A 25,341-nucleotide genomic window follows, 5' to 3' on the forward strand; every position below is an offset into this window, starting at 1 on the left:
GCCCATGCAGCTTTTAACCTTACCGCCCTCGCCCGCCCTTGCGACCTCGATCCGCGCCACGGCCCAGGTCTTCGAAGACCCCAAATCCCAGGCGCTGCTCGACCACATCCAGCAAGTGGCACCCAGCGAAGCGAGCGTGCTGATCATCGGCGAGACCGGCACCGGTAAAGAGCTGGTGGCACGCCACATCCATAACCTGAGCGCGCGCCGCAACCGGCCATTCGTGGCGGTCAACTGTGGCGCATTCTCCGAGTCGCTGGTGGAAGCCGAATTGTTCGGCCATGAAAAAGGCGCGTTTACCGGCGCCCTCAGCGCCAAGGCCGGCTGGTTCGAGGAGGCCGACGGCGGCACTTTGTTCCTCGATGAGATCGGCGACTTGCCGATGGCGATCCAGGTCAAGTTGCTGCGCGTGTTGCAGGAGCGCGAAGTGGTGCGCCTGGGCTCACGCAAGAGCATTCCTATTGATGTGCGTGTACTGGCCGCCACCAACGTGCAACTGGAAAAGGCCATCAACGCCGGGCATTTCCGCGAAGACCTCTACTACCGCCTCGACGTGGTCAGCCTGGAACTCAGCCCATTGCGCGAGCGCCCCGGCGATATCCTGCCGCTGACCCGGCACTTCATCGAAGCCTACAGCCAGCGCCTGGGTTACGGCCCGATCACCATCAGCCGCGAGGCCGAGCACAAACTCAAAAGCTACAGCTGGCCGGGCAATATTCGCGAGCTGGAGAACGTGATTCACCACACCCTGCTGATCTGCCGCAACGGCGTGATCGAGCGCGATGATTTGCGCTTGTCGAACATGCGCATCGAGCGCCAGGACGACAGCCAGCACGGCACCGACAACAGCGCCGAAGCCCTGCTGGCGCGCGCGTTTCAAAAGCTCTTCGAGGAACAGGCCGGCGCCCTGCATGAGAAGGTCGAGGACGCGTTACTGCGCGCCGCGTACCGCTTCAGCCATTACAACCAGGTGCACACCGCCAACCTGCTGGGCCTGAGCCGCAACGTCACGCGCACACGCCTGATCAAGATCGGTGAGCTGGCGGTAAACAAGCGCAGGCCCGGTGAAAACGTGCAAGGCGAGCGCATGTTGCACCTATCCATTTAGGCGACAGTGCAACGCGTTGTCATGGCTGCGCTCAAAGCTGCGCAGTACCTGGAAGGAGTCGAAGGTCACCGCCGTGGCCTGGTGGGCGCGGATCAGCGTCCAGAAATCTTCCTCGCCATGCTCAAAGCATTTGAAGGCTGCCTCGCCCTCCTCGCGCGAGCGCCATTGCAGGTAGTTGAGCACCCGCCGGCCGTCGTCGCTGACCTGCACACTCGCATTGATAAAGCCGCCATGGCCCTGGGCCAGGCGCTCGCTTTGAGTGGACAAGGCCGCCACCAGAGCACGTTGCTGCCGGGGCTCGATCTGAAATTCGATCAATTGAGTGAAGCTGCGATTCTTCTCTGATACCTGCATGAACACTACTCTTTCGGTGTAGGCAAAATCTTGCGATTCGATGCCACGCAGGGTAAAACCTCTAGTTAAGTCAAGGTCAAGCATTGTTTCGGAGTTTTCATGCTCAACAAAGCACTCACCGTCGGCCAGTTGGCCGCCCGCAGTGGCGTGGCGGTCACGGCCCTGCATTTTTATGAGTCCAAGGGACTGATCAAGAGCCAGCGCAATGCCGGCAACCAACGGCGCTACCCACGGGATGTGTTGCGGCGGGTGGTGGTCATCAAGATCGCCCAGCGCTTGGGCATTCCGCTGGCGACGATTGGCGAGGCGCTGCAAACCTTGCCGGATGGGCGCACGCCCACCACTGAAGACTGGGAACGCTTGTCGGCGCTGTGGCGAGAGGACCTGGACGCTCGCATCAACAAATTGTTGCTGCTGCGCGACAAGCTGAGTGGCTGTATCGGCTGTGGGTGTTTGTCGCTGGAGGCGTGCCCGCTGCGCAATCAGGATGACCAACTCGGCGAGCTCGGGCCGGGCGCCCAGTTGCTGGAACCGACGCCACCCTCCTGACCTGCAGACTTGCTCAATGTGGGAGCTGGCTTGCCTGCGATGGCATCGCCGCGGTGTGACAGGCATACCGAGGTGTCTGCATCGCAGGCAAGCCAGCTCCCACAGGAGTCCTCAGTGTTTGAAAGGTTGAGGCTCCTACACACTTCATGAACAACCCCTCCACGCTTTCCCCCTTGCCCCGCACGCCGCGTGATTCCAGGATGCAGGCAATCATTACAAGGAGTCATTCCATGTTCGCCGGATTCCAAAAAGACCAGTGCCACGTCAACGGCGTGGACATCAGCTACCCCAAAGGCGGTACAGGTCCCGGTCTGCTCCTGCTGCACGGGCACCCGCAAACCCACGTCATCTGGCACAAAGTTGCCGAGCAACTGGCCGAGCATTTCACCGTGGTGGCTGCCGACCTGCGCGGTTATGGCGACAGCAGCAAGCCGCCGGCCAATGACCAGCACACACACTACTCAAAACGCGAAATGGCCCGCGATGGTGTCGAACTGATGCAGGCGCTGGGCTTCGCGCAGTTCTCGGTACTCGCCCACGACCGAGGCGCCCGCGTCGCGCATCGCCTGGCACTCGACCATCCCGACGCCGTGCAGCGCATGGTGCTGCTGGATATCGCGCCGACGCTGGCCATGTATGCCCAGACCAACGAAGCGTTTGCCCGCGCCTACTGGCATTGGTTCTTCCTGATACGCCCGGCGCCGCTCCCGGAAACCTTCATCGAGTCCAACCCCGAGCTGTACCTGCGCAGCGTCATCGGCAGCCGCAGCGCGGGCCTCAAACCGTTTACCGAAGAAGCCCTCGCCGAATACCTGCGCTGCCTGCAACTGCCGGGCACTGCGCGCGGCATCTGCGAAGACTACCGTGCCGCCGCCGGCATCGACCTTGAGCACGACCAGGCGGATATCGACGCCGGCCATCACCTGAACCTGCCCTTGCTGGTGATGTGGGGCGCCGAAGGCACTGTCGGCCGCTGTTTCGAGCCACTCAAGGAGTGGCAGAAAGTCGCCACCGACGTGCGTGGCAAGGCCCTGCCGGCCGGCCATTACATTGCCGAAGAAGTGCCTGAATTATTGCTCGGCGAAGTCCTGACCTTCCTTCGCTGAACCAGCTCTGAACGCTGTAGCTCCGTGACCTGAAAGACCCGCCTCGCAGGCTGCTGATGGCCTGCGACGGGTTCTGCTTGCCCAAAAAACGATTGAGATAATAACAATGACAATCAAAAAACTGCTGGGAACCCTGTATGTGCAGGTGCTCATCGCCATTGCACTGGGTGTGTTGATCGGCCATCAATGGCCGCAAGTCGGCATCGACCTCAAGCCCTTGGGCGACGGGTTTATCAAGCTGATCAAGATGATCATCGGCCCGATCATCTTCTGCACGGTGGTCTCCGGCATCACCAGCATGCACGATGTGAAACAGGTCGGTCGGGTCGGCGGCAAGGCGCTGTTGTACTTTGAAATCGTCTCCAGCATTGCCCTGCTGATCGGCATTCTCTCTGCTCACCTGCTGCACCCCGGCGTGGGCTTCAACATCGATGTGAAGACCCTGGACGGTTCGGCCATCGCCGGTTTCGTCGGCCAGGCGCAGCACGGTGAAGGCGTCACCGGTTTTCTGCTGAACGTAATCCCGGGCACGTTTTTCGACGCTTTCGCCAAGGGCGAGATCCTGCCGGTACTGTTTATTTCCGTCTTGTTCGGCCTGGGCCTGGTGATGGTCGGCGAAAAGGCACGACCGCTGGTTGGAGTGATCAACCAGGCCAGCGAGGTGTTTTTCCGCATCGTCGGCATGATCAGCCGCGTCGCCCCGATCGGCGCCTTCGGCGCCATTGCCTTCACCATCGGCAAGTAAGGCGTGGGTTCGCTGCTGCCGCTGCTGAAGCTGGTCGGCACCTTCTACCTCACCGCGTTCTTCTTTGTCGCAGTGGTGCTGGGCGGCATCTCGCGTTACGCAGGCTTCAGCATTTTCAAACTGATGGGCTATATCAAGTCGGAGCTGTTGATCGTACTCGGCACCAGCTCGTCGGAATCGGCGCTGCCGCAACTGATCCAGAAACTTGAAAGCCTGGGTGCCTCCAAAGGCGTGGTGGGCATCGTGGTGCCTACCGGCTACACCTTCAACCTCGACGGCACCAACATCTATATGACCCTGGCCGTGCTGTTCCTGGCCCAGGCGACCAATACACCCCTGCCGCTGGAACAACAATTGACCTTGCTGGCGGTGGCCATGCTCACCTCCAAGGGCGCCGGTGCCGTGGTTGGCGCCGGCTTTGTGGCATTGGCCGCCAGCCTGGCGGTGGTGCCGACGGTGCCGGTGGCGGCGATGGTGCTGATCCTGGGCGTTGACCGCTTCATGGCTGAATGCCGCTCGCTGACCAATATCATCGGCAACGCCGTCGCAGCCCTGGTGGTGGCAGCGTGGGAAGGTGAGTTGGATCGCGAAAAAATGGCGCCCATCGCCCTCAAGCGCGGCCGCCATGCGCGGGCTGCCCAGGCGGCACAGGCGAAGATCGCTGCCGAGTAAGCAATAACGCCTGGGCGTGCCGGAAGGCGCGCCGATCCGGTGCTATTCTGGCGGCTCATGCCGCCACGTCTGTTTCTGATGACCCATAAGAAAGATACCGTGCCCCTACCCGAAGACCTGCGGGTGTTCCTGACCGTGATCCGCAAGGCCGGCTTTGCCGCCGCCGCCGATGAACTGGGGCTGTCGCCTGCGTACGTCAGCAAGCGCATCCAGATCCTCGAAACCACCTTGGCCACGCGCCTGCTGCACCGTACCAGCCGCCGCATCGCCTTGACCGAAGACGGCGAGCGGGTGCAGCGCTGGGCCGTGCGCATCCTCGAAGATTTCCAGCAACTGGCCGATGAGCTGTCTGACGCCCACGACAGCCCGCGTGGCCACCTGCACCTGTGCAGCAGCTTCGGTTTTGGTCGTAACCATGTGGCGCCTGCCCTGTCCTTGTTGGCCGAGCAATACCCGGACCTGGAAATTCGCCTGGACCTGTTTGACCGCGTGGTGGATATCGTCAGCGAGGGCTTTGACCTGGAAATTCGCGTAGGCGATGACATCCCCGGCCAGCATATCGGCCGACGTCTGGTGAGCAATCGCCGCGTGCTGTGCGCCGCGCCGTCCTACCTCAAGCGGCGCGGCACACCGCAGCAGTTGAGTGACCTGGAGCAGCACGACTGCCTGGTGCTCAAGGAGCGCGACAACGCCTTCGGCATCTGGAACCTGGAGCGCGATGGCGCCGCCGAAAGCGTGCGCGTGCGCGGGCCGCTGTCCTCCAACAACGGCGAGATCGTGTTGCAATGGGCGCTGGATGGGCGCGGCGTATTGCTGCGCTCGATGTGGGATGTGAAGCCACTGCTGGAACAAGGCAAGCTGGTGCAGGTGCTGCACGACTGCACCCAGAGTGCCAACGTGTGGGCGGTGTACCCGACACGGTTGGCCTACTCCGGGAAATTAAGAGCCTGCGTGGAGTTTTTGCAGGAGCACTTCAAGGGCTTGTCGATCTGACGCTCCGGTGGGCGCTGTAACCCAGCCACACCGTCATGACCAGCAACGCGGTCAGCGGCAGGCCATGGAACAACACGATCACCTGGGCCGGCGTCCACGTCAGGTAGAACGGCCCCACCACCAGCATGCCCACCCCGAAGCCGGCCATCTGGATCAGGGTCAACAGGCTGAACAGCGGCAAGCGCAGGCTATCCGGTTCGCTTTGCGCGCGTGAGACCAACGCGACCTCGGACACACCATCGCCCAGCCCGGCCCACACCACCAACAGCAGCGCCAGCCACAGCTCGGTTTGCTGGAAGGTCAGGATAAAGCCACTGGACATCAGCGCCACGCCCAGCATGAACAGGCGCTCCATGGCCTGAGTGCCACGCCCTTTCAACAGCGCACTGGCAATGCGCGCACCGACAAACTTGCCGCACGCCCACACCGCCAGCAGATAGCCCATGACGGTCTTGGCCGTGTCTGGCGAAATGTACTGCGACAACACCGGCCAGCCGACGTTATGCGCAGCGCTGCCGAGGGTGTCGAGCATGCTGATCAACAACATCGCCGCCAGCACGGGCGCGCCGCGCAGGCCTTGGGTCAGCTCGCGCCATTCAGCCGCGAGCCCGCGGTGCACGGCAACGGCGACCGAGAACAACGCGCGCAACGGCAGGATCAGGCAGGCCGCCAAAACGTAGGTGCCAATGTTGACGGCAAACACCGCCTCGAAGCCTCCCGTGGCGATCAACAACCCGGAGAGCAGGCTGCCGAACACCGCACCGGTTGCCGCCGCCGACGTGATCCACGCATTGGTGCTCACCCGCTGCTCAAGCGCGACCCAGGTGGGCAGCTGGCTGTTCAGGCCAATGGCAAACAGCGAGTTGCACAAGCCAATGCCAAACGCGATAAAGGGCAGCACGTGCAGCTGATACGCCGGTATCAGCACCAGCAGCGGCAACAGCAGCAATGCCCTGGCCAGGTCCAGCCCGGCCAGTGTGCTGCGTCCGGGAAAACGCCGAAAAAACGGAATGCCGAACAGGCTGGCGACTATCCCGCCGGTGACGCGGCACGCCAGAAACACACTGACAAACACCACGCTCTGGCTGAGCCAGTAAACGTAAGTGGACAGCGCCACCAGGTTGAGGAACGCGCCAAAATCCGACACGCCGCGCGCAAAGATGATCAAGCGGGCATTGCGGGTCGACAGGGTCAGCTGCGGATCATGGCTCATGCAGATTGCGCCTCTTCGTCAGTCGGCACGCCGCGCAGGCTCACCAGCAGCACGTCGCGCCAGGCCGGCGCCGCATCGGCATGGGGCCGCACATCGCTGGCGCGATGGTAGAGCCCACGGTCGTTGATCACGATGGTTTCCAGAAACGCCTCCATCGCCAGGTTGAACACCCGGCTTTGCTCGGCCGGCGAGGTAAATACCTCCGAAACCACCGGCACCGTATTGCTCTGGCCAATGAAGTGCATGAACACCCAGTCCAGGCCATCCTGGTGAATCCCCGAGGTCGTCGGACTGCTCGATTGCCCATCCGCGCGAACGCGGAACTGGTGAATATCGATCGTATACGCCTGCTCGCCCAAGTGCGGGGCAATCACCGCAAGGTCGGTGGCCAACAGCTTCTGCATCAGCGGGTGCTCGATAAAACCGTCCTCGCAATAGCTCAAATGGTTCACGCCCTGCCGATAATTGACGGCGTAGGTGACCGGCGACGTAAACGCGGTGTTGCGGTCGAGCTGCAACTGCCGCGAAGGCAATAAACGATAGCGCAGGATGCGGCGCTCGCGGTGGGTGTATGCCTTGAATGCCTCGTCCCGCACCAGGTTGGCCCAGTAGGCACGAAAGCTCTGCTCCTGCCCGGGCTCAACGCCGATCAACGCGCCATAGTCGCGGCGATGGCAGTAGTGATGGTCGCGCAAATGCGCTGAGATCTGTGGGATGTCCATAGCGCTAAACCTTATCCTCGATGATCACGTGCAGGTTGTGCCTGATCGCGTCATGCACGGCGTGGGCGTCGGCGGCACCGTCGACCTTGGCCCAGCACTTGAGCAAATAGTGCTCCTCGATATCGGCGTCGAGGCAGTGGCCAGCGTCCAGTTGCGCGTACTCCAGTACCGCGGCGTGATGATCGAGAAACTGCACGCCCTCGATCCCCTTGAAGCGGCCACTGTGCTCCGGGTAAATCGCCAGCATCGCGTAGTGCTGGTTGCCGTTGGCGACTTTGTGCGCGCCAGCCTCCAGTTGCGCGTTAACGTCCGGCTCGCCCAGCAGCAGCGACAGATACAGTTGGTACGGATTGATCGCGGCCAGGTCTCGGAACGCCGCGTTGACATACAGCCCGCCCACGCGCGGGTTGATCTCAATGACCACGGGGCCTTGATCGGTCATGCGAAATTCAAAATGCACCACCGCGTTGGTCAGCCCGACCGCGCGCAGGCATGCCGTGGCGTACGTGCGGATCTGCTCGCACTGCTCGGCCGTGAAAGAGGTCGGCGGAGAAATCAGCAGGTTCTCCAACACTGTGCCGCTGCGCTCGGTCAGCATGAGTTTCTCGTTGATCAGCAGCGCATGGTTGCGCTCGCCGACAACCACGCACTCCACGCTGCCCTCAATGCCCGGGATGTAGCCTTCGAGCAGGATGCTACGCCCCGGAATGTACTCGCACGCCTGCCCGTCGACTGCCGGCAAACGGTGCGCGCAACCGTAGAAATCCGCGTAAGCTGCCGCGCCGTGGCCGCTCACGAACTGCGCGTAATGGCTGCGCAACTGGGCCCAGTTGGAGCACTTCTTGATAAAGGCCGACGCACCGCCAAAAGGCGGTTTGGCAATGAGCGGATAGCCCACCCGCTCGGCGCCGGCTTGAAGCGCCTGCTCGTTATTGCACAGCGCAAACGGCACCGAGCGCAGCCCATGTTTTTGCAGCACGCTGCGCATCAGGTACTTGTTATTACACGCTGCAATCGCCTCGGCACAGCTGTGCACCAGCCCCAGGCGCTTGCAGGTGTTTGCAACGATGCAACCCACTTCGCCCAATGCAGACGGGTGCCCGGCCTGGCAGAAAATCGCGCGAATCTGGTAACGCCCGTCCAGCCGGCCCACCAGGTCCAGAATCGATTGTTCGCTTAAGGCGTCGAGCAGGAACACTTCATCACTGTCGTCGCGCAGCCGCTGCAGGTGATGACGCCCCACGACCCCGGCGGTTAAGCAGGCCAGGCCTTGTGCGCGGGCGACCGCAAAGTGCGGCTCGCGGTAGCTGTAACGCACCGTGGCACTGTCATCGACATCAATAAAAAGAACTGCCTCTTGCTTCATGACCATCATTGCCTCTTCCGTGAGTTAATTCAGGCATCCTGCCAAGTGCACCAGTGCCCTTCCCAATTACGGAAACGATAATGGCGCTGCCCGTCGTGCACTTCAAAATGGGGCAAGTCTTCAGGCTTTTCAAAGTCCAGCAACGGCACCGTAAACTTGCCTTGTGCGTGCGGCAGTACATATTCGGGCAGGGCAATGTTCGACACGCGCCGTTTAAGACGATCCATAATAGCGATCGCCTGGCTGATCGAGGCTTTATATTCGGACGCCCCCGGCGAAAACGGCATGAAGTGATACAAGTAATACGGTTTTACGCCCAGACGATAAAGATCAATAAAGAGTTTATGCAAGGTGGCTTCATCATCATTGACGCCGCGCAACAATGGCATGTTGGAGAACACTATCGGCACGGCACTCTGAATACGTTTAACCGCCGCCGCAAAATCAGCCGTCAGTTCAAGCGGGTGGCAAACGTGCACCCCAAATGCATTGACGTTGTACTTCTTGAGCATGGCCACCAATTCATCGGTTACCCGGAACGGGTTGAAACTCAACGCCCGTGAATGGATTCGAATCAGCAGGTCGTCGCGGATCGAACGCAACGCCGCGAGGTTTTCTTCCAGCCTGCGGTCGGCCAGCATCAACGGGTCACCGCCGCTGAGGATCACCTCTTCAATTGCCGGGTTGCTGCGGATGTACGCCACCGAATCCTTGAATGAGTCAGTGCTGGCGTTGGGCTTGTCCGTGCCGACCTGCAAGGTGCGCAGTGCTTCAAAGCAGAACTGGCAATAGGCATTGCAGGTGTTGGTCATGCGCAGGATCACGCGGTTGTCGTACTTGTGCTGGCAGATGGGCGTTTTCATCTCATGCCCGAGTTCCCAGTTCTCCGACGTTCCGTCGTAATCGCCCGCCACCTGCTCGCTCCAGTACGGCACTACCTGGCGCCACAGCGGATGGTCGGTTATCGGGCCGCTGGTGAGTGAGCGCTTGATCAGGTCAATGTAATAAGGCGTGATCTGCATCTTGCGGTCTTGCAAGTTGTGCTCGATATGCGCCGTTATTTCCTCACTCCACCCCCCGCAGGCAATGCGCAAGGCCGGTTCATCACGCAGGGCGTTCTTTTGCTGCCAGCGCCAATCTTGCCATTGAACCGAGCGATGGGTGGCCTGATCAAAAATCGACATGAGTATGTACTCTCTGTGTTTTAACTTATGTTAAGGGCAGATAAATGCCTGCCATTCCTGGACCGGAACAACATAAATATCTGCAACAAAGACAATCGTTTACAGGCGAGCGCGCGCAATCAGGTTATTAACGTGATCACCGACACCCAAGAGACATAACCACTCACTAACTCAACGGTCATAGTATTAACTTCCCTTTCTTATAATGTGCTGACTTTCCAAGCCAGCCCCCACTTAAGCCGATGGTCTGCGGGGTGTCAACCCAATACCCTTGTGGTTTTTCCGGGATTACTCTTTCAACTGGCCACACCCCCCGTAATAATGGGCGAAGCCGGCATTTAATGACTGTTATTTGAAAAGTAAATAGCACACAAAAACGCCCTCTTATTAAAGAGGGCGCTGTGTTGGCTACTTATATAACTACGTGTTTATCAACTGAGCCAAGGGTTGGCAGCCAAATGCTCGCGTTCAAATGCTTTGATGTGTTCACTGCGTTGCAACGTGCTGCCAATGGCATCCAGGCCCAGCAGCAGTGCGGTCTTGCGCAAGGTGTCGATCTGGAACGCAATGACCTGGCCATCCGCCAGACGAATCTGCTGAGCCTCCAGGTCGACACTGATCTGCGCCTGGTCTGCCTGGCTGACAGCCTGTGCGAGTGTGTGCAGCAGCGCTTCGTCCAGGGTGATCAGCAACACCCCGTTGCGCTGGCAGTTGTCATAAAAGATCCCGGCAAAACTGCTGCCGATCAGCGCGCGAATGCCCATTTGTTTCAAGCCCCACACCGCGTGCTCGCGGCTGGACCCGCAGCCGAAGTTGGGCCCGACGACCATGAAGCATGCGCCCTGCCAGCCCGGCTGGTTCAACACGAACGCGGGGTTGGGCTCGCCGGAAGCCAGAAAGCGCAGATCGAAGAACAGCCCCCGGTCCAGGCCGCTGCGGTCGATGCCCTTGAGAAACTGCTTGGGCATGATCACGTCGGTGTCGATATTGGCCGCCAGCATCGGCGCGGCCTTGCCGGTGACCACAGTAAAAGGTTGCAGGCTCATGCACGGTCTCCAAAGTGGCGAATATCAGTGAGGCGGCCGGTGATCGCGGCAGCGGCGACCATTGCCGGGCTCATCAGGTGCGTGCGCGCGCCGGCGCCCTGGCGGCCTTCAAAGTTGCGGTTGGTGCTGGAGGCACAGCGGTCGCCAGGGGCCAGCACATCGTCGTTCATCGCCAGGCACATCGAGCAGCCGGACTGGCGCCACTCGAAGCCGGCGTCGATAAAGATCGCCGCCAACCCTTCGGCTTCGGCCTGGTCGCGCACCTCGGTGGAGCCGGGCACGATCATCGCCCGTACGTGCTCGGCCACGTGTTTGCCGCGCACCACGCTGGCAGCGTCGCGCAGGTCTTCGATGCGGGCATTGGTGCAGGAGCCGATAAACGCATGGCTGATGACGATGTCGCTCAGCGGCATGCCAGCTTCCAGGCCCATGTAGTTGAGGGCGCGGCGCATGTCCTGGCGCAGGATCAGGTCGCTGACGTCCTGCGGGTCGGGCACGCGGGCGCCAATCGGCGCAGCCTGGTCGGGGCTGGTGCCCCAGGTGACCATGGGTTCCAGGGTGTGGGCATCCAGGTGCACTTCCTGGTCGAACACGGCGTCGGCGTCCGAATGCAGTTGGCGCCAGCCCACAAGTGCCTGCTCCCATAACTTGCCCTTGGGCGCGCGGGGTTTGCCCTTGAGGTAGGCGAAGACTTTTTCGTCCGGCGCCATGAAGGCGCCGCGCGCACCGGCTTCGACCGCCATGTTGCAGATAGTCATGCGTGCCTCGACGCTCAACGCGTCGATGGTGGAACCGCGAAATTCGATGGCGTAGCCGGTGGCACCGGAGGCGCCGATCTTGCCGATCAAGGCCATGATGACGTCCTTGGACGTGAGGCCTGGCGCCAGGTCGCCTTCAACCGTCACGCGCATGCTTTTCAGGCGTTTGTAGACCAGCGTCTGCGAGGCCAGCAGGTGCTCGATCTCCGAAGTGCCGATGCCAAACCCGAACGCGCCGAGCGCACCGTAGGTGGTGGTGTGGCTGTCGCCGGCGGCGATCACCATGCCCGGCAGGATAAAGCCCTGCTCCGGGGCAATCACGTGTTCGATGCCTTGGCGTTTGTCGAGGATATCCAGCAGCTCGATGCCGAAATCGCGGCAGTTTTCGGCCAGGTACGAAACTTGCCGCGCCCCGCCTGCGTCGGGCATCGCCGCGATGCGCTTGGGCGTGGTGGGGTTTACATGGTCGACCACCGCCAGCGCCGTGCCGGGGCGCCACACCTCACGCCCGGCATCGCGCAGGCCGCTGAAGGCCTGGGGGCTGGTGTATTCGTTGATCACCTGGCGGTCTATGTAAAGCAGGACATGGCCCTGGTCATCCAGGGGGCACACCGTGTGGGAATCGATGTGTTTGTCGTAGAGGGTTCTGGCAGTCATTTTTCTCAGGGCTCACGTTTCTGGAGGCGGGCTCAACGGTATAAATCCATCCTACGCAGCCCTTGGGCCCTATCAATGGCGACCGGGTGATGGCTTGGAACATGTTTCGTGTTCGATGAAGGCCCTGTCAGCACTTTGAATGGAAACCTGAAACATTTTCTTTCATATCCGGGTTAGGGATTTCCAGACCTCATCCGTCTTAACTTAGATACAGCCCGTCGCGTCAGCAAAAGCTACGACCGGCCTTTTCCGGGCCTCCTTCGCCCCTCTCCGATCAAGACCCGCATTCACATGTCGAAGAAGTCACGCTCAAAACTCTGGTTTCTCGTACACAGCTGGCTGGCATTGCCCATCTGGTTTTTTGTACTGATCGTCTGCGTCACCGGCACCCTGGCGGTGGTCAGCCAGGAAATCGTCTGGCTGGCCAACCCGGATATCCGCGCGAGCAAGCCGGCGGATGATGCCCAAATGCTGAGCTTTGACCAGGTGATTGCCGCCATCAAGCGCGAAGAACCCCAGGTGATCGTGCAATCGATCATCCGCCCGGATGAAACGCACTTTGCGCTGAGTGTCGACCTCAGCTACCCGGACGGGCGTTCCGTGGAGGTCTACGTCAACCCGTACACCGGGGCGATCCAAGGCATCAGCCCGTCGTTCGATTTCAAGCAATTTACCCGCGCTCTGCATGGTTGGTGGCTGGTGCCGTTCACCAACGGCTTCAGCTGGGGCTGGTACCTGGTTTCGGCGCTCGGCCTGCCGTTGCTGGCGTCGCTGGTAACCGGGCTGGTCGTCTACAAACGCTTCTGGAAAGGGTTTCTGCGCCCTACCCTGCGCATCCGCCACGGCGCGCGAATCTTCTGGGGCGACTTCCATCGCCTCAGCGGTATCTGGTCGATCTGGTTTATCGCGGTGATTTCCATCACCGGCACCTGGTTCTTGATCCAGGCGATTTTGGGCGACAACCAGATTTCCATCTCCAGCGAACCGATCGTCCCAGTGATTGCCCGCGAGAAAGTGCCGATGTCGGCGCCCGGCGTGCCGGCACCGATGATCGCGCTGGACGAAGCCATCGAAATCGCCACCCAACGCATTCCCGGGCTGGACGCCACATTCGTGTTCCTGCCGCTCAACGCCTACAGCCACCTGCAAATCGGCGGGCGCGGCTGGTACCCGTTGATGTTCCAGACCGCTCAACTCAACCCCTACAGCGGTGAAATCGCGGTGTCGCATCTGCTCTCCGATCGCTCGACGCTGGAGTTCGTCACCGAATCCATGCGCCCGCTGCACACCGGCGACTTTGGCGGGCTGTGGATCAAGCTGATCTGGGCGTTCTTCGGCCTGGTGCTGAGCATGATGGTGTTGAGCGGCCTGCTGATCTGGACCAAACGCACCGCGCTGGCGACCCTCAATGCCCTCAAGCGCGAAGCCAAGACCCAACGTGTGCCTGCTGCCGCTGCAGCCCTGCAGGCTGAAACCTCGGAGGCCAAATAATGAGCAAGGTCAGTGCTGCAACACCGCCTTCGCCGCTGCGCGCCTTTTGGCTGAAATGGCGGTTTCATATCAACATCCTGCTGTTGCTGGTGCCGCTGGGGTTCATGCCCAAGTACTTTGCCGATGCCGCGTTGTTTCGCGGCGACACCGGCATTGGTGAGCGAGTGGTCGGTGACGTGCAGGTCGGGCCTTGGAGCCTGAAACTCGCCGAATTCCGCAATGAGGGCCCGCGCCCGGACCCGGCCGGCCCGATGAAATTTTTCAATGCCGCCCTGTGCGACACCTGCGCCGAGCAGGTCAAGGCCACTTACCTGCGTATCGGCAAGCCCCGCAGCCTGCGCGCCGCCGGAGTGATCTTCTTCGGCACGCCGTACCGCATGGGCGCCGCCCTGCCGGTGCCGGAACGCACGCCGGCCGACGCCGAACTGTGGATCACCATGGAAGGCTGGGACGGCACGATGCACCAGGGTTCCATTCCGCTGAGCCAGGCCTCGCCTGCCACTATTGCCTGGCTGAACAAGCAAGGAGTCAAACCATGACGTTGATGCGCCTGACCCGCGCCGGTGCAGCGCTGTTGCTGTGCGCCGGCTTCAGTACCACCGCCCTCGCCCACAACCCGATGTGCGAATGCAAGGAAATCCCCGGCGAGCAGATCCAGTGCACCGGCGGTTTCTCCGACGGCAGCGGCGCCCCGGGCGTGACCCTGGACGTGATCGGCTACGACGAAACCATCCTGCTGCCCGGCAAGCTCGGCCAGGACTCGACGCTGACCTTCAAGAAGCCCTCGGCCGAGTTCTATGTGCTGTTTGATGCCGGCCCCGGTCACGTGGTGGAAATCGACCAAGCGGATATCCAACCTCAATGAGCACCACACAGGTTGTACGCCCCGCCGGTGCCGGCCACGAAACCCTCTACGTGCTATTGCTGTGCCTGATCATCCTGGCGGTGGCAGGCTCGGTGGTCGCCCTGCACGGTGAAACCCAGGAAGTTGCAGCGCTGCCCAGCCACCAGCTGGATGCACGCCGCGACCTCAGTGCCTCCGAGCAAGGCATCTACGCCGACCTGCGGGTGACCCTGGATGAAATCCAGTTGCTGCAACAGGAGCAAGGCGCCCTGCCGACGCCTGGACAATTGGCCGAAGAAGGGTTTGCGCCGTTTGCCCAGGACGCCAGTTCGGTCAGCCGTGGCGACCATCGCTGGCAATTGCTGGAGCCTTCGGCCTACTTGGGCGTGAGCCAGACGCCCAGCATCAGCGGCTCGCTGCTGATGCGCGTGCACGGCGCCGAGCCGGATATCTGGCTCAACCGCCAGGCCAACCTCGCCGCCCCTTCCGACCTCTCTGACCAGGCGCTGATCGCGGCCGGCTGGCAGCAGGTGGTCGCGCAATTCGATGCCGGCGTCACGCGCCAGCACCGTCACTGACCCGAGAAGACCGAGTGCCCATGTCTATTTCATCTCCCCTGTTGCGCCTGTTGCTGGTCAGCCTGTTCAGCTTGCTGCTGGCGCCTTTGGCGAACGCCGAGGCGGCCAAACGCCTGCGCATCGGCATCACCCTGCACCCTTATTACAGCTACGTGACCAACATCGTCGGCGACAAGGCCGAGGTGGTGCCATTGATACCGGCGGGTTTCAACCCACACGCCTACGAGCCGCGCGCCGAAGACATCAAGCGCATCGGCACCCTCGACGTGATCGTGCTCAACGGCGTCGGCCATGACGATTTCGCCGACCGCATGATCGCCACCAGCGAGCGCCCGGACATCCCGGTGATCGAGGCCAACGCCAACGTGCCACTGCTGGCTGCCACCGGCAATGCCGCGCGCGGTGCAGGCAAGGTGGTCAACCCGCACACCTTCCTGTCGATCAGCGCCTCGATTGCCCAGGTCAACAACATCGCCCGCGAGCTGGGCAAACTCGACCCGGACAACGCCAGGACCTATACCCAGAACGCGCGTGCCTACGGCAAGCGCCTGCGCCAGATGCGCGCCGACGCCCTGGCCAAGCTGACCAGCGCGCCCAACCCCGACCTGCGCGTGGCCACCGTGCATGCGGCCTACGACTACCTGCTGCGCGAATTCGGCCTGGAAGTCACGGCTGTGGTCGAGCCCGCCCACGGCATCGAACCAAGCCCTAGCCAGTTGAAAAAGACCATCGACGAACTGCGCGCGCTGGATGTGAAGGTGATCTTCTCGGAGATGGATTTCCCGTCCACCTATGTCGAGACCATCCAGCGCGAATCCGGCGTGAAACTTTACCCGCTGTCGCATATTTCCTATGGCCAATACACGCCTGAGAAGTACGAAGTGGAAATGACCGGCAACCTCAACACCGTGGTGCGGGCGATTCAGGAGTCCGGGGCATGACGGCGGCGGAGCAGCTGAAGGTGGCCAGCATTGGCCCGACGATCGAGTTCGACACGGTATCGCTGACCCTGGGCCGCACGACCATTCTTGACGGTGTGAGCTTGAAGGTAGAGCCGGGCAGCATCCATGCACTGGTGGGCCCGAACGGCGGCGGTAAAAGCTCGCTGATCAAGACCCTGTTGGGGCAAATGCCGCACCAGGGCCACTTGCGCCTGCACTGGCAGGCCACGCCCGGCACCATCGGGTATGTCCCCCAGGCGCTGGAGTTCGACCGTGGCTTGCCGATGACCGTCGACGATTTCATGGCCGCCATGTGTCAACGGCGCCCGGCGTTTCTCGGTCTGTCCAGGCACTACGCCGGGGCAATCGGCGAGGCACTGGAGCGGGTGGGCATGCAGGACAAACGTAAACGCCGCATGGGCGCGTTGTCGGGCGGCGAGCGTCAGCGTGTATTGCTGGCCCAGGGCCTGATTCCGGCTCCGCACCTGCTGGTGCTGGATGAACCGATGTCGGCGCTCGATGAAGCCGGCATCCAGGTTTTCGAACGCCTGCTGAATGACTGGCGCCTGGCCGGGATTACCGTGCTGTGGATCGAGCACGACCTCGAAGCCGTGGGTCGCCTGGCCGACCGTGTGACTGGCCTGAACCGTCGCGTGCTGTTCGACGCCGCGCCGAAAGCGGCGCTGACACCCGATCGCCTGCTGACCCTGTTCTCCACTCACCCACGGAGCCCGGCACCATGAGTTATGAAGCGTTTCGTCTGATGGTCCAGGGCTGGGCCTCTTCCGGCTATCTGCCGCAAGCGCTGGCCTATGGGTTTGTGGTCAATGCCTTGCTCGCCGGCTTGCTGATCGGCCCGGTACTGGGTGGCCTGGGCACGCTGGTGGTGGTCAAGCGTTTTGCGTTTTTCTCCGAAGCGGTCGGGCATGCCGCGCTGACCGGCGTAGCCGTGGGCATTTTGCTCGGTGAGCCCTACACCGGGCCGTATGGCGCACTGTTCGGCTACTGCCTGCTGTTCGGCATCCTGCTCAATTACCTGCGCAACCGCACCGGCCTGGCGCCGGACACCTTGATCGGCGTGTTCCTCTCCGTGTCGCTGGCGTTGGGCGCGAGCCTGTTGCTGATTCTGGCGGGCAAGATCAACGTGCACATTCTGGAAAACGTGCTGTTTGGTTCGGTGCTGACGGTCAACGGCAATGATTTGCTGGTACTGGCCGTGGTGGGTTCGCTGGTGATGGCGCTGGCGTTGCCGCTGTACAACCGCATCATGCTGGCCAGCTTCAACCCGCAACTGGCTGCCGTGCGCGGCGTGGCGGTGAAGACCCTGGACTACCTGTTCGTGATTCTGGTGACGCTGATCACCGTGGCGGCGGTCAAGGTCATCGGCGCGATCCTGGTGGGCGCCCTGCTGGTGATTCCAGCCGCGGCGGCGCGCCTGCTGAGCCAGTCGCTCAAAGGTTTTTTCTGGGTGTCGGTCGTGATCGCCACCGTGAGCACGCTGTGCGGCATCTTGCTGCCGATCATCTTCGACCTGCCTATCCCGTCCGGCGCCGCGATCATTCTGGTCGCCGGTATCGCTTTCGCCTTCGCCGCCATCGCGCGCGGCACCGTGCCCAGCCTCAAAGGGAATCTTGGATAATGCGCCCTTTTTTTCGCCCACTGACCTTGGCCATCGCTTGTTTGGTCGGCACTTCGGCGCTGGCCGCCGTCGATGGTTTTAATCCCAACGACTTCAAAGTCAACCAAGGTCTCGGCCATGCCGCCCTGACCAAAGCAAAGAAGCCGGTCAAAGTCCTGGCCTCGTTGCCCATCACTTACGGCTTGGCCGAGGTGCTGCTCAAAGGCACCGGGGTGAAACTGGAACGCGCCGCCCCCGCCAATTTGCCCGGCTCGCGGCAAGTGTCTTATTTCACCGGCCGTGGCGCACCCGCGTTGAACAGCCTGGCACTGGACGCCGACGCCGCCATCGGCCTGCGCTCGTTGTGGTCGGATGACCCGCTGTATCCGGTGGCGCGGCGCAGCAATATCCGCATCGTCGAAATCGACGCTGCGCGCCCGGTGGACGGCGGCCTGCCGGGCATTGCCGTGCAACCAGGCAGCACCGACGGGCTGAACAGCCAGCCCTGGCAGTCAAGCAACAATATGGGGCGCATGGCCGATGTGATGGCCGCCGACCTGAGCCGGCTGGCGCCGAATGCCAAACCGACGATTGATGCCAACCTCGCCGCCCTCAAGCAACGCCTGCTCAAACTCAACGCCGACAGCGAAGCGCGACTGGCGCAGGCCGATAACCTGAGCGTGGTCAGCCTGAGCGATCACTTTGCGTACCTGGTCAGCAGTTTGAACCTGGAAGTGGTCAGCACCGATGCACGGCCGGACGCAGACTGGACACCCGAAGCGCTACAGGGGTTAACCGCCAGCTTGAAGGACAGCGACGTGGCCGTGGTGCTGCACCATCGTCAACCGAGCGAAGCGGTGAAAGCAGCAGTGACGGCATCCGGTGCGCAGCTATTGGTGTTGAACGTCGACGGTACCGACCCGGTGGCGGAGTTGGAAGGCAACGTGGATCAGGTGATCAAGACACTGATGCCTGACTGACAGCGGGCATGTTGTGGCGAGCATGCTTGTGTGGCGAGCGGGCTTGCCCCGCGTTGGGCTGCGAAGCAGCCCCAATAAAGCCACCGCGTTCCTTTCAGACAAATCCCCGTCGCAGCCTGTGGGCCTGCTTCGCAGCCCAACGCAGGGCAAGCCTGCTCGCCACACCCAACCCACCAGCCACCAAGTCACACCACATCCCCCCCACATGAATCGCATCATGCCGCCCAAGACGCTGATGCCGGACTGACCGCGCGCGTGTTGTGGCGAGCGGGCTTGCCCCGCGTTGGGCTGCGGAGCAGCCCCAATAAAGCCACCGCGTTTCTTTCAGGCAAATCCCCTTTGCAGGCTGTGGGCCTGCTTCGCAGCCCAACGCAGGGCAAGCCTGCTCGCCACACCCAACCCACCAGCCACCAAGTCACACCACATCCCCCCCACATGAATCGCATCATGCCGCCCAAGACGCTGATGCCGGACTGACCGCGCGCGTGTTGTGGCGAGCGGGCTTGCCCCGCGTTGGGCTGCGAAGCAGCCCCAATAAAGCCACCGCGTTCCTTTCAGACAAATCCCCGTCGCAGCCTGTGGGCCTGCTTCGCAGCCCAACGCAGGGCAAGCCTGCTCGCCACACCCAACCTGCCAGCCACCGGGTTACACCACATCCACGCCCACATGAATCGCATCATGGCGCCAGAACTCCAGGTCGCAGTCGATCAACCGCTGGTGCTGGTCATAGTTGACCCTAGCAATGCGCAACCCAGGGCTGCCCACCGACACGCGCAACGCGGCGGCGGCTTCCACCGGCAGTGACGTCGGCACGATTTCAAAGCGCACACGGCCATAGTGCAGGTCGTACTTGCGCGCATACAGTTCGGTCATCGACTGATTCAGATCACACGCCAGAATCCCTGGAAAATACTGCGGGTTCAGGTAGTGCTCCACATACAACACCAGGCGCCCATCAATCCGCCGGCCTCGGCAGATCTGGATCACACTCGACAGCGCCGGCAACTGCAACCACGCACACACCGCCGCCGACGCCGGTTGCAGCCGCGCAGAAATCACTTCGGTGGACGCCACCCGGCCCTGATCCCCAACCATCGCGTGGAAGTGGCTGCGTTGCATCAGGTTGTAGGCCAGCCGTGGCGGCGAGACAAACCAGCCACGGCGCTCCTCACGGTAAATCTGCCCTTGGGCTTCCAGCTGTAACAAGGCTTCCCGCACGGTAATGCGAGTGGTACCAAACAACTCGCTGAGCTTGCGCTCGGCGGGCAATTTACTCGCAGGCGGCAACAGACCGTGGTCGATCTGCTCTTGCAGCGCCAGGCCGATGGATGTCACCGCCTTGATTGCCTCATCACGCATCAACGTTACCTATCTGGACTAGACCAGCACCGTTCAGGTGCACATACCGCTCCGTAAATGGGCTTTTGCTTCTGCTTGCCAGCCTAGGCATTACAGATGACCGACAGATGACAGTCCCTGTCCGCGCCCTGCACCACACCCTGCAATACATCGGCCAAGTCCAGGTCCTGCGGGCACTTGAGCATGGTCTACGCTAAGCCTGCACTGCGCGATAAAAGCGATTTAAAAACGACATCGACATGAAACTGTCATGCACCGAGCCTAGATTGGCTCAGGTATTGCTCTGACCTAGACCAACACCACCGCAAACGTTCATAAAAACGCCGCGTTGAAAACGCCCAAAGGAGCTTCGGATGAAAAAGCTTTTCCTGGCATCACTGTTAGGCTCGACCATTGCCATGTGCACCGCCGCCATGGCTGCTGATACCGATCTAAAGACTCTGGAAGCCGCCGCGAAAGCCGAAGGCGCCGTCAACAGCGTCGGCATGCCCGATGACTGGGCCAACTGGAAAGGCACCTGGGAAGACCTGGCCAAGACCTACGGCCTCAAGCACATCGACACCGACATGAGCTCGGCCCAGGAAATCGCCAAGTTCGCCGCCGAGAAAGACAACGCCAGCGCCGATATCGGTGACGTCGGCGCCGCCTTCGGCCCGATTGCGGTGAAACAGGGCGTGGCCCAACCGTACAAGCCGAGCACCTGGGCGCAAGTGCCGGACTGGGCAAAAGATAAAGACGGCAACTGGGCCCTGGCCTACACCGGCACCATCGCCTTTATCGTCAATAAAAAGCTGCTGCACGGCTCCGAAGCTCCAACAAGCTGGGCTGACTTGAAAACCGGCAAATACAAGGTTTCCATCGGTGACGTGAGCACCGCCGCCCAGGCCGCCAACGGCGTGCTCGCGGCAGCCCTGGCCAACGGTGGCGACGAGAAGAACATCCAGCCTGCGCTGCTGATGTTTGCCGAGATCGCCAAGCAAGGCCGCCTGTCGCTGGCCAACCCGACCATCGCCACCATGGAAAAAGGCGAAGTCGAAGTGGGCGTGGTCTGGGACTTCAACGGCCTGAGCTACAAAGCCAAGATGGCCAACCCGGATGACTACGTGGTGCTGATCCCATCGGACGGCTCGGTGATTTCCGGCTACACCACCATCATCAACAAATACGCCAAGCACCCGAACGCCGCCAAGCTGACCCGTGAGTACATCTTCAGCGACGCCGGCCAGACCAACCTGGCGCGCGGCAACGCCCGTCCGATCCGTGCCGAGCACTTGACCTTGCCGGCTGACGTGCAGGCCAAGCTGCTGCCGAACGAGCAATACAAGAAAGTCACGCCGATCAAGGATGCCGATGCTTGGGAGAAGACCTCCAAGGCACTGCCGCAGAAGTGGCAGGAAGAAGTCATCATCAATATGCAGTAAGGCTTCAACCCACATTGGCTCTCCACTGGAGATCCAATGTGGAAGCGGCTTGTGTGGGAGCGGGCTTGCTCGCGAAAGCGGTGGTTCAGTGAAAGAAGTGCTGCCTGACACACTGCTTTCGCGAGCAAGCCCGCTCCCACATTTTTACCCGGTTCCTCCAAGAAAACCGAGCCAAGATTAATCCGTCGCGGAGCCCCAGCCCCTATGAAGCACAACGTCATCCTTGTGGTGCTCGACGGCCTGAACTACGAGGTTGCCCGACATGCCATGGGGCATCTCCAGGCCTATATCGGCGCAGGACGCGCAGCGCTTTACAAACTGGACTGTGAGCTGCCGGCCCTGTCCCGGCCGTTGTATGAATGCATCCTCACCGGCGTACCCCCGATCGACAGCGGCATCGTCCACAACCATGTCTCGCGCCTGTCCAACCAGCGCAGCATTTTCCATTACGCCACCGACGCCGGCCTCACCACAGCGGCGGCGGCTTACCACTGGGTCAGCGAGTTGTATAACCGCACGCCCTTTATTGCCGCGCGTGATCGCCATACCGACGACACGGCGCTGGCGATCCAGCACGGGCACTTCTACTGGAATGACCATTACCCGGATTCGCACCTGTTCGCCGACGCCGAAAGCCTGCGCCGCAAACACGCGCCGAACTTCCTCGTGGTGCACCCGATGAACATCGATGACGCCGGCCACAAGCATGGCCTCGATACCTCGCAATACCGCAACAGCGCACGCTCGGCCGACATCATCCTCGCCGATTACCTGCAAGGCTGGCTCGACGCCGGCTACCAGGTGCTGGTGACCGCCGACCACGGCATGAACAACGATCGCTCGCACAACGGCCTGCTGCCCGAGGAGCGTGAAGTGCCCCTGTTCGTGCTGGGCTCGGCCTTCAACTTCGACCCTGCCGCTACCCCCAAGCAAACCGAACTGTGCGGCACTGTCTGCGAACTGCTCGGTGTGCCCCACGACAAACCTGTATGCCGGGAGCTGTTGAAGTGAATTCCCTAACCCGTGGCAAATGGCTGGCGATCCTGTGCCTGGTGCCCTTTGCGCTGTTCTTTATCGTGTTTGAAATCGCCCCGCTGGTGTGGGTGTTGATCAACAGCCTGCAATCGGAAGAGTCCGGCTGGGGCGTGGCCAACTTCATCAAGATCTTCAGTTCGAAGTTCTACCTGCAAGCCATCCAGTACAGTCTGGAGATCAGCTTCTACTCCAGCGTGTTCGGCATCATCATCTCGGTGCTCGGCAGCTATTCGTTGCGCCGCGTCGATGGGCCGTTGCGCAATTTCGTCACCGCCTTCGCCAACATGACCAGCAACTTTGCCGGCGTGCCGCTGGCCTTCGCCTTCATCATCCTGCTGGGCTTCAACGGCAGCATCACGATCATGCTCAAGCAGGCCGGGATCATTCAGGACTTCAACCTGTATTCCAAAACCGGCCTGATCATTCTGTACACCTACTTTCAGATTCCATTGGGCGTGCTGCTGCTCTACCCGGCCTTCGATGCGTTGCGTGAAGACTGGCGCGAGTCGGCCTCGCTGCTGGGCGCCAGCGGCTGGCAGTTCTGGCGGCACATCGGCTTGCCGGTGCTGACCCCTGCGCTGCTAGGCACTTTCGTGATCCTGCTGGCCAATGCTCTGGGCGCCTATGCCACGGTGTACGCGCTGACCACCGGCAACTTCAACGTGCTGCCGATTCGCATCGCGGCGATGGTCTCCGGTGATATTTCCCTGGACCCGAACATGGCCAGTGCCCTGGCCGTGGTGCTGGTGGCGCTGATGACCGTGGTCACCGTGGTTCATCAACTGCTGCTCAAGAGGAGCTACCATGTCTCGCGCTGAAGCCGGCTCGGCCTCCCTCTACCATCGCGTAGTGGTGTACCTGTTGTTTGCGATTTTGGTGTTGCCGCTGGTGGGCACCTTTGTCTACTCCATTGCCAGCAGTTGGTCAGCGACGATCCTGCCCGCCGGCTTCACGGTGAAATGGTATGTGCAACTGTGGAGCGACCCACGCTTTCTGGCCGCCTTTGGCCAATCGCTGCTGGTGTGCGTGGGTGCGCTGATCCTGTCGGTGGTGCTGATTCTGCCGCTGCTGTTCGTGGTGCATTACCACTTCCCTCGGCTCGATGCGCTGATGAACATCCTCATCCTGCTGCCCTTCGCGGTGCCGCCGGTGGTGTCGTCGGTGGGCCTGCTGCAACTCTACGGTTCCGGGCCGCTGGCGATGGTGGGCACGCCGTGGATTCTGATCGGCTGCTACTTCACCGTGGCCCTGCCGTTCATGTACCGCGCGATCACCAACAACCTGCAAGCGATCAACCTGCGCGACTTGATGGACGCCTCGCAACTGCTCGGCGCGAGCACTTGGCAGGCAGCAATCCTAGTGGTGCTGCCGAACCTGCGCAAGGGCTTGATGGTGGCGCTGCTGCTGTCGTTCTCGTTCCTGTTCGGTGAGTTCGTGTTCGCCAACATCCTGGTGGGCACCCGCTACGAAACCCTGCAGGTGTACCTCAACAACATGCGCAACAGCAGCGGCCACTTCACCAGTGCTGTCGTCATTTCCTATTTCTTCTTTGTGCTGGTGCTGACCTGGGCCGCCAATATCTTGAACAAGGACAAAAGCCAATGAGCTTCGTCAGCGTCCAACACCTGCAAAAAGGCTACGCCGGCACCCCGGTGTTCAGTGACATCAACTGCGAGATCGCCAAGGGCGAATTCGTCACCCTGCTCGGCCCGTCCGGTTGCGGCAAGTCGACTTTGCTGCGTTGCATCGCCGGCCTCACGTCGGTAGACAGTGGCAAAATTCTGCTGGATGGCCAGGACATCGTTCCCCTCAGCCCGCAGAAACGCCACATCGGCATGGTGTTCCAAAGCTATGCGCTGTTCCCCAACATGACCGTGGAGCAGAACGTTGCCTTCGGCCTGCGCATGCAAAAGGTCAACGCCGACGACAGCCACAAGCGCGTGCAGGAAGTGCTGCAACTGGTGGAGCTCAAGGAGCTCGCCGGCCGCTACCCGCATCAGATGTCCGGTGGCCAGTGCCAGCGCGTGGCCCTCGCCCGCTCGCTGGTGACCCGCCCACGCCTGTTGCTGCTCGATGAGCCCCTGTCGGCGCTGGACGCGCGGATCCGCAAGCACCTGCGCGAGCAGATCCGGCAGATTCAGCGCGAATTGGGGCTGACCACGATTTTCGTCACCCATGACCAGGAAGAAGCCCTGACCATGTCCGACCGCATCTTCCTGATGAACCAGGGCAAGATCGTGCAGAGCGGCGATGCCGAGACGCTCTACACCGCGCCGGTGGATGTGTTCGCCGCCGGTTTCATCGGCAACTACAACCTGCTCGACGCCGACAAGGCCAGCCAATTGCTGCAGCGCCCGATCAGTGGGCGCATTGCGATTCGCCCAGAGGCCATCGAACTGAGCCGCAGCGGCGAACTGGACGCACTGGTGCGCAGCCACAGCCTGCTGGGCAACGTGATTCGCTACCGCATCGAGGCGCGCGGCGTGGAATTGGTGGTGGATGTGCTCAACCGTTCCGCCGACGATCTGCACCCGGATGGCCAGCGCCTGGCACTTTCCATCGACCCCAGTGCGTTGTGTGAAGTAGCCTGACGCCACGATT

General features: G+C 61.6%; 25 protein-coding genes and 1 pseudogene. 18 read left to right on the plus strand and 8 right to left on the minus strand.

Features of this window, described 5'->3' with window-relative positions:
* Positions 1-4: 4 nt before the first annotated feature.
* Positions 5-1,108, plus strand: coding sequence for a sigma-54 interaction domain-containing protein (locus ACM530_RS00090; RefSeq protein ID WP_106580595.1), 1,104 nt, complete (start codon positions 5-7; stop codon positions 1,106-1,108).
* Here the strand turns inward: ACM530_RS00090 and ACM530_RS00095 are convergent.
* Positions 1,097-1,462 carry an antibiotic biosynthesis monooxygenase gene (locus tag ACM530_RS00095; RefSeq protein WP_145165932.1) on the minus strand — a complete coding sequence of 122 codons (366 nt, stop codon included), beginning with the start codon at positions 1,460-1,462 and terminating at the stop codon, positions 1,097-1,099. The genes ACM530_RS00090 and ACM530_RS00095 overlap by 12 nt on opposite strands.
* Positions 1,463-1,561: 99 nt before the next feature.
* Between ACM530_RS00095 and soxR the strand changes: the two genes are divergently transcribed.
* The 4 genes and pseudogenes from soxR (at position 1,562) to ACM530_RS00115 (ending at position 5,527) form a co-directional block, all read left to right on the plus strand.
* Complete coding sequence (soxR, locus tag ACM530_RS00100) at positions 1,562-2,011, plus strand: redox-sensitive transcriptional activator SoxR (RefSeq protein ID WP_416364012.1); 450 nt, start codon at positions 1,562-1,564, stop codon at positions 2,009-2,011.
* A gap of 230 nt (positions 2,012-2,241) precedes the next feature.
* Positions 2,242-3,117, plus strand: a complete 876-nt coding sequence (locus tag ACM530_RS00105; protein WP_416364013.1) for an alpha/beta fold hydrolase — start codon at positions 2,242-2,244, stop codon at positions 3,115-3,117.
* 106 nt (positions 3,118-3,223) lie between these two features.
* A pseudogene (locus tag ACM530_RS00110) lies at positions 3,224-4,534 on the plus strand (dicarboxylate/amino acid:cation symporter).
* 78 nt (positions 4,535-4,612) lie between these two features.
* A complete protein-coding gene (locus ACM530_RS00115) occupies positions 4,613-5,527 on the plus strand; it encodes a LysR substrate-binding domain-containing protein (protein WP_218570672.1) in 915 nt (304 codons plus the stop codon).
* Here ACM530_RS00115 and ACM530_RS00120 read toward each other — a convergent pair.
* From ACM530_RS00120 to leuC, 6 genes are all read right to left on the minus strand, one after another.
* The gene (locus tag ACM530_RS00120) at positions 5,508-6,740 is read right to left on the minus strand and encodes an MFS transporter (RefSeq protein WP_262206521.1); all 1,233 of its coding nucleotides are present in this window, start codon (positions 6,738-6,740) and stop codon (positions 5,508-5,510) included. The two genes, ACM530_RS00115 and ACM530_RS00120, sit on opposite strands and share 20 nt — an antisense overlap.
* Entirely contained in the window at positions 6,737-7,462 is a 726-nt protein-coding gene (locus ACM530_RS00125; RefSeq protein WP_416364014.1) for a 2OG-Fe dioxygenase family protein, read from the minus strand. Before ACM530_RS00125 ends, ACM530_RS00120 begins: the two co-directional genes overlap by 4 nt.
* Positions 7,463-7,466: 4 nt before the next feature.
* Complete coding sequence (locus ACM530_RS00130) at positions 7,467-8,837, minus strand: ATP-grasp domain-containing protein (protein WP_416364015.1); 1,371 nt, start codon at positions 8,835-8,837, stop codon at positions 7,467-7,469.
* Positions 8,838-8,857: 20 nt separating this feature from the next.
* Entirely contained in the window at positions 8,858-10,012 is a 1,155-nt protein-coding gene (locus ACM530_RS00135) for a KamA family radical SAM protein (protein WP_416364016.1), read from the minus strand.
* 431 nt (positions 10,013-10,443) lie between these two features.
* Positions 10,444-11,058 carry a 3-isopropylmalate dehydratase small subunit gene (leuD, locus tag ACM530_RS00140; RefSeq protein WP_369302623.1) on the minus strand — a complete coding sequence of 205 codons (615 nt, stop codon included), beginning with the start codon at positions 11,056-11,058 and terminating at the stop codon, positions 10,444-10,446.
* On the minus strand, positions 11,055-12,473 hold the full coding sequence (gene leuC / locus ACM530_RS00145; protein WP_416364017.1) for a 3-isopropylmalate dehydratase large subunit: 1,419 nt from the start codon (positions 12,471-12,473) through the stop codon (positions 11,055-11,057). Before leuC ends, leuD begins: the two co-directional genes overlap by 4 nt.
* A gap of 291 nt (positions 12,474-12,764) precedes the next feature.
* Here leuC and ACM530_RS00150 point away from each other — a divergent pair, with 291 nt between their 5' ends.
* Genes ACM530_RS00150 through ACM530_RS00185 form a run of 8 tightly spaced genes read left to right on the plus strand, consistent with a single transcriptional unit; the run spans position 12,765 to position 18,925 of the window.
* Positions 12,765-13,964 carry a PepSY-associated TM helix domain-containing protein gene (locus ACM530_RS00150; protein WP_416364018.1) on the plus strand — a complete coding sequence of 400 codons (1,200 nt, stop codon included), beginning with the start codon at positions 12,765-12,767 and terminating at the stop codon, positions 13,962-13,964.
* Positions 13,964-14,503 (plus strand): thiamine pyrophosphate-binding protein, encoded by a 540-nt coding sequence (locus ACM530_RS00155; protein WP_145165945.1) that lies wholly within the window; start codon positions 13,964-13,966, stop codon positions 14,501-14,503. The genes ACM530_RS00150 and ACM530_RS00155 overlap by 1 nt, the downstream gene beginning before the upstream one ends.
* Positions 14,500-14,829, plus strand: a complete 330-nt coding sequence (locus ACM530_RS00160) for a hypothetical protein (RefSeq protein WP_404487498.1) — start codon at positions 14,500-14,502, stop codon at positions 14,827-14,829. The genes ACM530_RS00155 and ACM530_RS00160 overlap by 4 nt, the downstream gene beginning before the upstream one ends.
* A complete protein-coding gene (locus ACM530_RS00165) occupies positions 14,826-15,386 on the plus strand; it encodes a DUF6162 family protein (RefSeq protein WP_416364019.1) in 561 nt (186 codons plus the stop codon). Before ACM530_RS00160 ends, ACM530_RS00165 begins: the two co-directional genes overlap by 4 nt.
* A 20-nt stretch (positions 15,387-15,406) precedes the next feature.
* Positions 15,407-16,327: a metal ABC transporter substrate-binding protein gene (locus ACM530_RS00170; RefSeq protein ID WP_242193593.1), complete on the plus strand. Its 921-nt coding sequence runs from the start codon at positions 15,407-15,409 to the stop codon at positions 16,325-16,327.
* Positions 16,324-17,070: a metal ABC transporter ATP-binding protein gene (locus ACM530_RS00175; protein WP_369302629.1), complete on the plus strand. Its 747-nt coding sequence runs from the start codon at positions 16,324-16,326 to the stop codon at positions 17,068-17,070. Before ACM530_RS00170 ends, ACM530_RS00175 begins: the two co-directional genes overlap by 4 nt.
* Complete coding sequence (locus ACM530_RS00180; protein WP_242193598.1) at positions 17,067-17,966, plus strand: metal ABC transporter permease; 900 nt, start codon at positions 17,067-17,069, stop codon at positions 17,964-17,966. Before ACM530_RS00175 ends, ACM530_RS00180 begins: the two co-directional genes overlap by 4 nt.
* Positions 17,966-18,925 (plus strand): metal ABC transporter solute-binding protein, Zn/Mn family, encoded by a 960-nt coding sequence (locus tag ACM530_RS00185; protein ID WP_416364020.1) that lies wholly within the window; start codon positions 17,966-17,968, stop codon positions 18,923-18,925. Before ACM530_RS00180 ends, ACM530_RS00185 begins: the two co-directional genes overlap by 1 nt.
* 645 nt (positions 18,926-19,570) lie before the next feature.
* Here the strand turns inward: ACM530_RS00185 and ACM530_RS00190 are convergent.
* Positions 19,571-20,284 (minus strand): UTRA domain-containing protein, encoded by a 714-nt coding sequence (locus ACM530_RS00190; RefSeq protein ID WP_145165952.1) that lies wholly within the window; start codon positions 20,282-20,284, stop codon positions 19,571-19,573.
* A gap of 353 nt (positions 20,285-20,637) precedes the next feature.
* On the opposite strand from ACM530_RS00190, the gene ACM530_RS00195 reads away from it, so the two are divergent.
* From ACM530_RS00195 to ACM530_RS00215, 5 genes are all read left to right on the plus strand, one after another.
* On the plus strand, positions 20,638-21,705 hold the full coding sequence (locus ACM530_RS00195) for an ABC transporter substrate-binding protein (RefSeq protein WP_416364021.1): 1,068 nt from the start codon (positions 20,638-20,640) through the stop codon (positions 21,703-21,705).
* A 204-nt stretch (positions 21,706-21,909) separates the two neighbouring features.
* A complete protein-coding gene (locus ACM530_RS00200) occupies positions 21,910-22,716 on the plus strand; it encodes an alkaline phosphatase family protein (protein WP_145165953.1) in 807 nt (268 codons plus the stop codon).
* Positions 22,695-23,558 (plus strand): ABC transporter permease, encoded by an 864-nt coding sequence (locus ACM530_RS00205; RefSeq protein WP_277933486.1) that lies wholly within the window; start codon positions 22,695-22,697, stop codon positions 23,556-23,558. Before ACM530_RS00200 ends, ACM530_RS00205 begins: the two co-directional genes overlap by 22 nt.
* Positions 23,545-24,345 (plus strand): ABC transporter permease, encoded by an 801-nt coding sequence (locus tag ACM530_RS00210; RefSeq protein ID WP_106580568.1) that lies wholly within the window; start codon positions 23,545-23,547, stop codon positions 24,343-24,345. Before ACM530_RS00205 ends, ACM530_RS00210 begins: the two co-directional genes overlap by 14 nt.
* Entirely contained in the window at positions 24,342-25,331 is a 990-nt protein-coding gene (locus ACM530_RS00215) for an ABC transporter ATP-binding protein (RefSeq protein ID WP_010565203.1), read from the plus strand. Before ACM530_RS00210 ends, ACM530_RS00215 begins: the two co-directional genes overlap by 4 nt.
* Positions 25,332-25,341 lie beyond the last annotated feature (10 nt).

It is taken from the genome of Pseudomonas sp. NFX183, assembly GCF_047943075.1.
GTDB lineage: Bacteria > Pseudomonadota > Gammaproteobacteria > Pseudomonadales > Pseudomonadaceae > Aquipseudomonas.

Excerpts from the sequence above, each read along its gene's own strand:
- ACM530_RS00090 (WP_106580595.1), top strand. The coding sequence starts at position 5 with ATGCAGCTTTTAACCTTACCGCCCTCGCCCGCCCTTGCGACCTCGATC.
- ACM530_RS00095 (WP_145165932.1), bottom strand. The coding sequence starts at position 1,462 with ATGCAGGTATCAGAGAAGAATCGCAGCTTCACTCAATTGATCGAATTT.
- soxR (WP_416364012.1), top strand. The coding sequence starts at position 1,562 with ATGCTCAACAAAGCACTCACCGTCGGCCAGTTGGCCGCCCGCAGTGGC.
- ACM530_RS00105 (WP_416364013.1), top strand. The coding sequence starts at position 2,242 with ATGTTCGCCGGATTCCAAAAAGACCAGTGCCACGTCAACGGCGTGGAC.
- ACM530_RS00115 (WP_218570672.1), top strand. The coding sequence starts at position 4,613 with ATGACCCATAAGAAAGATACCGTGCCCCTACCCGAAGACCTGCGGGTG.
- ACM530_RS00120 (WP_262206521.1), bottom strand. The coding sequence starts at position 6,740 with ATGAGCCATGATCCGCAGCTGACCCTGTCGACCCGCAATGCCCGCTTG.
- ACM530_RS00125 (WP_416364014.1), bottom strand. The coding sequence starts at position 7,462 with ATGGACATCCCACAGATCTCAGCGCATTTGCGCGACCATCACTACTGC.
- ACM530_RS00130 (WP_416364015.1), bottom strand. The coding sequence starts at position 8,837 with ATGATGGTCATGAAGCAAGAGGCAGTTCTTTTTATTGATGTCGATGAC.
- ACM530_RS00135 (WP_416364016.1), bottom strand. The coding sequence starts at position 10,012 with ATGTCGATTTTTGATCAGGCCACCCATCGCTCGGTTCAATGGCAAGAT.
- leuD (WP_369302623.1), bottom strand. The coding sequence starts at position 11,058 with ATGAGCCTGCAACCTTTTACTGTGGTCACCGGCAAGGCCGCGCCGATG.
- leuC (WP_416364017.1), bottom strand. The coding sequence starts at position 12,473 with ATGACTGCCAGAACCCTCTACGACAAACACATCGATTCCCACACGGTG.
- ACM530_RS00150 (WP_416364018.1), top strand. The coding sequence starts at position 12,765 with ATGTCGAAGAAGTCACGCTCAAAACTCTGGTTTCTCGTACACAGCTGG.
- ACM530_RS00155 (WP_145165945.1), top strand. The coding sequence starts at position 13,964 with ATGAGCAAGGTCAGTGCTGCAACACCGCCTTCGCCGCTGCGCGCCTTT.
- ACM530_RS00160 (WP_404487498.1), top strand. The coding sequence starts at position 14,500 with ATGACGTTGATGCGCCTGACCCGCGCCGGTGCAGCGCTGTTGCTGTGC.
- ACM530_RS00165 (WP_416364019.1), top strand. The coding sequence starts at position 14,826 with ATGAGCACCACACAGGTTGTACGCCCCGCCGGTGCCGGCCACGAAACC.
- ACM530_RS00170 (WP_242193593.1), top strand. The coding sequence starts at position 15,407 with ATGTCTATTTCATCTCCCCTGTTGCGCCTGTTGCTGGTCAGCCTGTTC.
- ACM530_RS00175 (WP_369302629.1), top strand. The coding sequence starts at position 16,324 with ATGACGGCGGCGGAGCAGCTGAAGGTGGCCAGCATTGGCCCGACGATC.
- ACM530_RS00180 (WP_242193598.1), top strand. The coding sequence starts at position 17,067 with ATGAGTTATGAAGCGTTTCGTCTGATGGTCCAGGGCTGGGCCTCTTCC.
- ACM530_RS00185 (WP_416364020.1), top strand. The coding sequence starts at position 17,966 with ATGCGCCCTTTTTTTCGCCCACTGACCTTGGCCATCGCTTGTTTGGTC.
- ACM530_RS00190 (WP_145165952.1), bottom strand. The coding sequence starts at position 20,284 with ATGCGTGATGAGGCAATCAAGGCGGTGACATCCATCGGCCTGGCGCTG.
- ACM530_RS00195 (WP_416364021.1), top strand. The coding sequence starts at position 20,638 with ATGAAAAAGCTTTTCCTGGCATCACTGTTAGGCTCGACCATTGCCATG.
- ACM530_RS00200 (WP_145165953.1), top strand. The coding sequence starts at position 21,910 with ATGAAGCACAACGTCATCCTTGTGGTGCTCGACGGCCTGAACTACGAG.
- ACM530_RS00205 (WP_277933486.1), top strand. The coding sequence starts at position 22,695 with ATGCCGGGAGCTGTTGAAGTGAATTCCCTAACCCGTGGCAAATGGCTG.
- ACM530_RS00210 (WP_106580568.1), top strand. The coding sequence starts at position 23,545 with ATGTCTCGCGCTGAAGCCGGCTCGGCCTCCCTCTACCATCGCGTAGTG.
- ACM530_RS00215 (WP_010565203.1), top strand. The coding sequence starts at position 24,342 with ATGAGCTTCGTCAGCGTCCAACACCTGCAAAAAGGCTACGCCGGCACC.